Source organism: Flavobacterium sp. (assembly GCF_044338735.1).
GTDB lineage: Bacteria > Bacteroidota > Bacteroidia > Flavobacteriales > Flavobacteriaceae > Flavobacterium.
In genome coordinates, this window is record NZ_JBIIWV010000128.1 from 1 (window position 1) to 6075 (window position 6075).

General features: G+C 31.6%; 6 protein-coding genes. 2 read left to right on the forward strand and 4 right to left on the reverse strand.

Translation table 11 applies throughout. From position 1 onward, the window contains the following. Window positions 1-444: 444 nt before the first annotated feature. Together ACIQZC_RS08350 and ACIQZC_RS08355 are read left to right on the forward strand one after the other, a co-directional pair. On the forward strand, window positions 445-1446 hold the full coding sequence (locus ACIQZC_RS08350; protein ID WP_396138775.1) for a type IX secretion system membrane protein PorP/SprF: 1002 nt from the start codon (window positions 445-447) through the stop codon (window positions 1444-1446). A gap of 60 nt (window positions 1447-1506) precedes the next feature. Then, complete coding sequence (locus ACIQZC_RS08355) at window positions 1507-2025, forward strand: gamma carbonic anhydrase family protein (RefSeq protein WP_396138776.1); 519 nt, start codon at window positions 1507-1509, stop codon at window positions 2023-2025. 2 nt (window positions 2026-2027) lie between these two features. On the opposite strand, the gene murI is transcribed toward ACIQZC_RS08355, so the two are convergent. The 4 genes from murI to ACIQZC_RS08375 all read right to left on the reverse strand — a co-directional run. Then, complete coding sequence (murI, locus tag ACIQZC_RS08360; protein WP_396138777.1) at window positions 2028-2807, reverse strand: glutamate racemase; 780 nt, start codon at window positions 2805-2807, stop codon at window positions 2028-2030. Window positions 2808-2877: 70 nt separating this feature from the next. Next, window positions 2878-3381 (reverse strand): OmpH family outer membrane protein, encoded by a 504-nt coding sequence (locus ACIQZC_RS08365; protein WP_396138778.1) that lies wholly within the window; start codon window positions 3379-3381, stop codon window positions 2878-2880. 25 nt (window positions 3382-3406) lie between these two features. Then, on the reverse strand, window positions 3407-4441 hold the full coding sequence (locus ACIQZC_RS08370) for an OmpH family outer membrane protein (protein WP_396138779.1): 1035 nt from the start codon (window positions 4439-4441) through the stop codon (window positions 3407-3409). 113 nt (window positions 4442-4554) lie between these two features. Further along, on the reverse strand, window positions 4555-6075 hold a 1521-nt coding region (locus ACIQZC_RS08375), incomplete at its 5' end, for an outer membrane protein assembly factor (RefSeq protein ID WP_396138780.1).

The following is a 6075-nucleotide window of genomic DNA, read 5'->3' on the forward strand; positions in this document are numbered from 1 at the left end:
AATTTTAAAATAGCAGGATTGTTTGTTGGTTTTATACTTGTAATTTGCATTTTAGTTTTCTTTTTGCAAAGATAAGAACAAATAGACGTTCATCGATTATTTTTATTTTTTTTCAATAAAATTAACTATTGCTAAAAGTTAAATTATTGATTTGATGAATTTTGGCGTATACTTTAATAATATTTATATATTTAAATTAGGATATTTTTGTATAACTTTCTGAAAATCAGTTTTATAAAGTCATAAATTTTATAAAAAACCAGAATATGCATTTTTTTCTATAAATTAGTAAGAATATTTTAAAATAAAGATGCAATTAAAACACAAAATTTATATCTTTGACCGTTAAGCTATAAAATCAATAGTATTGCTCTGCTATATTTGATTTTTAACTATTGAATAAATTAAAATTAAGTCTTATTTTCATAAAATTATTTACCTACGATGAATTTTAAAAAGAGTTATTTTGTTTTCGCATTTTTAGTAATGCAATTTACTAATGCACAAGAGGGTATTGCCGTTTATTCTGATTATTTATCAGATAATTATTATTTAATTCATCCTTCAATGGCGGGTGCTTCAAATTGTGGCAAAATACGTCTTACAGGTCGTCAACAATGGTTTGGACAAGAAGATGCTCCGGCATTGCAAACGTTTAGTTTTAATACGTCATTAGACGAAGACGGAACTTCAGGTATAGGAATGATATTCTTCAACGATAAAAATGGTTACCATTCTCAAAGAGGAGGAAAATTGACTTATGCGCATCATCTTAGATTTTCAAGAAGTACTATCGATTTAAACCAATTGTCTTTTGGATTAAGTGCTGCTTTTATTCAAAGTACTTTAGATGGAACTGATTTCACTGGTTTTGACCCTGTTATTGTTCCGGGTGTTATTCAAAAAGACGCTTATTTTAATGTTGATTTAGGTGTTTCTTATCATTACATTGATTTTTTCACTCACTTTACGATTAAGAATTTTTTAGCAAATCAACGTAGAGAACTTTATTCTGAAGGATTTGAGTCGGATAATTTAAGTAAATATTTATGGAGCGCTGGAGCAGTTTTTGGAGATGAAAGTGATTTGTTATTTGAACCTTCTTTGATGTTACAATTTACTTCTCAAACAAAAGAAAAAGCAATTGATTTAAACTTGAAAGTCTATAAAGAGCTTGAATTTGGTAAACTTTGGGGTGGACTTTCATACCGAAGAAGTTTTGATGGCGCTCAATATGTAAGCGGAAGTGGTATTCAGGAACAAAAATTACAATGGGTAACGCCAATTGTTGGTCTTAATTATGACAAGTATATGTTTTCATACACCTATTCTCATGTGATGGGAGATGTGAAATTTGATAACCCAGGTTTTCACCAAATTACGTTAGGAATGAATATTTTCTGTAGAGATAAAGAATATGATTGTAACTGTCCTGCGGTGAATTAAATAAGTAAATAAAGTATATTTGTCCCGATTTATCGGGACATTTTTTTTAAACTAATAGCTATGTTAATAAAAGAAGTAAATGGAAAGTTTCCTCAAATTCCTAACGATTGTTATGTTGCTGAAAACGCTACAATTGTAGGAGATGTTGTTTTAGGAACTAATTGCAGTGTTTGGTTCAATACTGTTATTCGTGGAGATGTAAATTCAATTGTTATAGGTAATAAGGTTAATATTCAAGATGGTGCTATCATTCATTGTACTTATGAAAAGCATCCCACAATTATAGGAAACAATGTTTCTATTGGTCATAATGCGATCGTACATGGTTGTACTATCAAAGACAATGTTTTAATTGGTATGGGAGCTATTGTAATGGATAATTGTGTTGTTGAAAGCAATTCAATTGTGGCTGCGGGCTCCGTAATTACACAAAATACAGTTGTAGAATCGGGATGTATTTATGCTGGGGTTCCTGCAAAAAAAGTAAAAGATATCGACCAAAGCGATTTTGCTGGAGAAATTGAACGCATTTCAAACAATTATGTGATGTATTCGGGTTGGTTCAAAACGGAAGAATAATACTAGAAATTTTTATAAAAAACACTTTCTAGCGGCTTCACTATTTTTTTTAAAACTTCAGGATTACTGTTGGTATAGAAGATTTGTGAAGCATTATTATTTGAATCATTTAATAATTGCTGTTCTTCTAATATTTTTTTGGTTTGTTTGGCCACAGCTTCACCCGAATCAATTATTTCAATGGAAGGTGGAATAATCTTTTTGATTTGCGGAATCAAATACGGATAATGGCTACATCCTAGAACTAAATAATCTATGTTTTTTTCAACCATCGGAAGTAGATAGTTTTCTAACAGTTCTTTCATTTCAAGAGAGTCTAAATCTCCATTTTCAATCAACTGCACAAGCCCATGACCAATTTGTTCAATGATTGTAACATTGGGATGTTTCGAAACGTTTTCAAAAAAGAGCGCGCTAGAAAGCGTTCCTTTTGTTGCTAAAATTCCTATTGTTTGTGTTTTACTCTGAATAGCTGCTGGTTTTATTGCTGGTTCAATCCCGATGAAAGGAACATCGTATTTTGCTCTCAATTCTTTTATTGCATTTGTTGTTGCGGTATTGCAAGCGACAACAATAATTTTGCAATTTTCTTCCAGAAGTAATTCAGTGTTTTTACAGCTTAAATAAATAATTTCATCTTTTGTTTTCAATCCATAAGGAGCATTCTTGCTGTCGGCAAGATAAATAGTGTTTTCGTGAGGCAATAGCGCATGTACTTCTTTCCAAATAGAAGTTCCGCCTATACCCGAATCAAATAAACCTATTGGATTGTTTTTTTTCATTGAAACAAAAATATAAAAAAACTGCTCAATCAGTTACTGAAAGAGCAGTTTTTATAAAATGTATGCTAAATTAGAAACCTAATTCTTTTTTTACCGCCACTAATAGATCTTCTCCATCAGCTACAATTACGCCACTACCTGTTGTTGCATCTAAAACATAAGTTATTGCTTTTGCTTTAGCTACTTTTTTAACTGCATTTTGCGCTTTTTCCATGATTGGTTTTAGTAAATCAACTTCTTTCTGTCCTAACTCTTTTTGAGCATTTTGTTGAAATTGTTGGATACGTGCACCCATGTCTTGCATTTCTTTTGAACGTGTTTCGTTTAATGCATCACCTGCAGTAGCTGACTCTTGCTCATATTTTTGCAATTTAGTTTGGTATTCAGTAACCATGTTTTTATAATCTTTGTCATAGGTTTCTTGAATTTTCTTTAATTGCTCTTGTGCTGTTTTCATTTCAGGCATCGAAGTCATTAAAGCTTGAACATCAATATGAGCTACTTTTGTTTGTGCTGATACTTGTGTCCCGATAAAAAGGATTACTACGATTACTAACGATTTTAATTGTTTCATTTTTTTTAATTTTAATTTAAGTTATTTAATCTTTTTTCTCTGTTTCTGTTTTTTGTTCTCTTGCTTTTATTGCGGCAGCTCTTTCTTCTGCCATTTTTTTCTTTTTTTCATCTAACGCTTTTTTGCGCTCTTCAATTTTTTTATTTCGCTCATCAATAGCTTTTTGTCTAATTTCTTCGGGCGATAATTTTTTTTCTGTCGCTGGTTTTTCAGTAGTTACTGTTTCTGTTTTTTCAGAATTTGTTTCTGTCTTTTCAGAAGTTGCATCTGTCTTTGGAATATCTTTTTCAATTACTGTGCCATTTTTTTTAGCATCTCGTTCTTCCAATAATTTTTTTCTTTTTTCAGCAGCAGCATCTTTCTTTTCTTCAATTGCTTTTTGACGGTCTTCTAACAATTTTTCTCGAGCTGCTTTTTTCTCATCTAATATCCTTTGACGTTCAGTATATGCAGGATTAGCCTCCTGAGCTGCTTTTGCATCTTCAAGTGCTTCCTTTGCTTCAAGCGCTTTTAGTTGCTTTTTGCTCATTTCTTCTCTTTTTTGAGAAGTGGTTAATTTTTTTACTACATAGTCACTAATGTCGTGTTTTTTATCTGCAAACAACATCGTTAAATCAGAAGATCTGTCAAATACAAAGTCATATTTTCTTTGCTCGGCAACATCTTGAACTATTGTAAATATTTGATCTTGTACTGGTTTAACTAGAACCGATTTTTGAATTATTAAATCACCTTTTGGTCCAAATCTTTTTTCTTGATAATCTAACATTTCTTTTTCGAAATAGGCAATTTCTTCTTCGCGTTCTTCGATCAGCTCTTTAGTTAACAACACTCGTTCTGTCTTGAGACTTTCTTTTAATGTGGTAAGTGCTGTTCTTTTTGTTTCAATTTCTTGTTTCCAGTTTTGCGCTTTTTGTTCCAATTGATTTAGAGCATCCGCATAATCAGGGACTTTCTCTAAAATATATTCCATATCTATATAACCAATTTTAACGCCCTTAGCAGTTTGTGCTTGCGCTATAATTGATATGAAAGCAAAGAATAAAAATATTTTTTTCATAAATATATTGTTGTTTTTATAATATAAAGCATTAAGCTATTGACTTGATACTTTACTAACGTAACAAATATCAAAATATTTTTACGAAAATAATAAAAAACTATTAACTATCTTTAAAATTGTTGTCCAATAATAAAGTGTGTTTGCCAACCACTTTTTATGGTTTGACCTGGAATAGCATCAAACCCATGTGCAAAATCAATTCCTAACAATCCAAATGCAGGCATAAAAACACGTATTCCAAGACCTGCAGATCGTTGTAATTTAAATGGATTGTACTCTTTAAATTTATCAAATGCAGCACCCGCCTCCAAAAAACTCAAGGCATATATAGATGCCGATTGATTTAAGGTAATTGGGTAACGTAATTCAAAAGAGAATTTATTGTATACAGTACCACCATCTTGTGACGATAAAGAGTTATTTGGATAACCTCTCAATTGGATAACCTCTCTTCCATCAAGAGCAAAATTAGCTAATCCATCTCCTCCAAGGAAAAAACGTTCAAACGGAACTAAACCTCTATCATTATTATATGCTCCCATATATCCAAATTCTCCTAATGAACGAAGCACTAATTTATCATATAATCGAGTGTACCAATCTGCCTTGAATTTAATTTTATAATATTCTAACCAGTTGTATTTTTTCTGATCTACTTTTGCTGGATCTGCTACTGCATCAGCTGGGTCTGCAACAGGGTAGCCTTCGCTGTTCAAATAAGATCCTGCTGGGTAGTTACTTCCATCTGGAGCAAAACCATCAGCAGTGGCTATTTTTTTGTATTCGGCTAAATTTCCTAAATTTTTATAATCAATACCATTAAATAATGAATAGGGTAATGTAAATTTTCCTGAAATACTAAACTCTGAACCTTGTGTTGGATATATTGGATTAACAGCTTTACTATTTCTAGTCAGTCCAATTGTATATGCTAAATTTCTAGATGCACCATCTCCAAAAGTAAACAAACCTGTATTGTAATTATTTAAATCATAATATTGTAAAGATACGGCCTGCGACAATACAAAATAATCGTCAGGAACTGTCAAACGTTTTGCAATTCCAACTGATAGCGATGTGATATTAAAACTTTGGCTGCGGTTGACATCTCTAGTTCTAAAATCCATTAAAAATTGTTTACTGTAAGATAATGAAGTTGAAAAACTTATAGGTTTTTTACCTCCAAACCATGGTTCTGAAAATGATAAACTATACGTTTGGAAAAACGAACTTCCTTGTAAACGTAACGACATTTTTTGTCCGTCACCCATCGGTAAAGGTCTATATGCCGATTTTTTAAACATATTTCGTGCCGAGAAATTATTAAAAGATAAGCCTAGCGTACCAATAAAACCGCCACCGCCATAACCTCCTTGAAGTTCTATTTGACTGGCTCCTTTTTCAACTACATTGTATTCAATATCAACTGTTCCAGCTTGTGGATCTACATTTTTAAAATCGGGTTTAATTGCTTCAGGATCAAAGAAGCCTAATTGTCCGATTTCTCGAATAGAACGAATCAAATCTTCCTTACTATATTTTTGTCCAGGTTTTGTTCTTAATTCTCTGTAAATCACATGATCATTTGTTTTGTCATTTCCAACAACCGTAATTTTATTAAAGTAGGCAAT

Bases quoted from the DNA above. Each gene is read 5' to 3' on its own strand.
- ACIQZC_RS08350 (WP_396138775.1), top strand. From the start codon at position 445: ATGAATTTTAAAAAGAGTTATTTTGTTTTCGCATTTTTAGTAATGCAA.
- ACIQZC_RS08355 (WP_396138776.1), top strand. From the start codon at position 1,507: ATGTTAATAAAAGAAGTAAATGGAAAGTTTCCTCAAATTCCTAACGAT.
- murI (WP_396138777.1), bottom strand. From the start codon at position 2,807: ATGAAAAAAAACAATCCAATAGGTTTATTTGATTCGGGTATAGGCGGA.
- ACIQZC_RS08365 (WP_396138778.1), bottom strand. From the start codon at position 3,381: ATGAAACAATTAAAATCGTTAGTAATCGTAGTAATCCTTTTTATCGGG.
- ACIQZC_RS08370 (WP_396138779.1), bottom strand. From the start codon at position 4,441: ATGAAAAAAATATTTTTATTCTTTGCTTTCATATCAATTATAGCGCAA.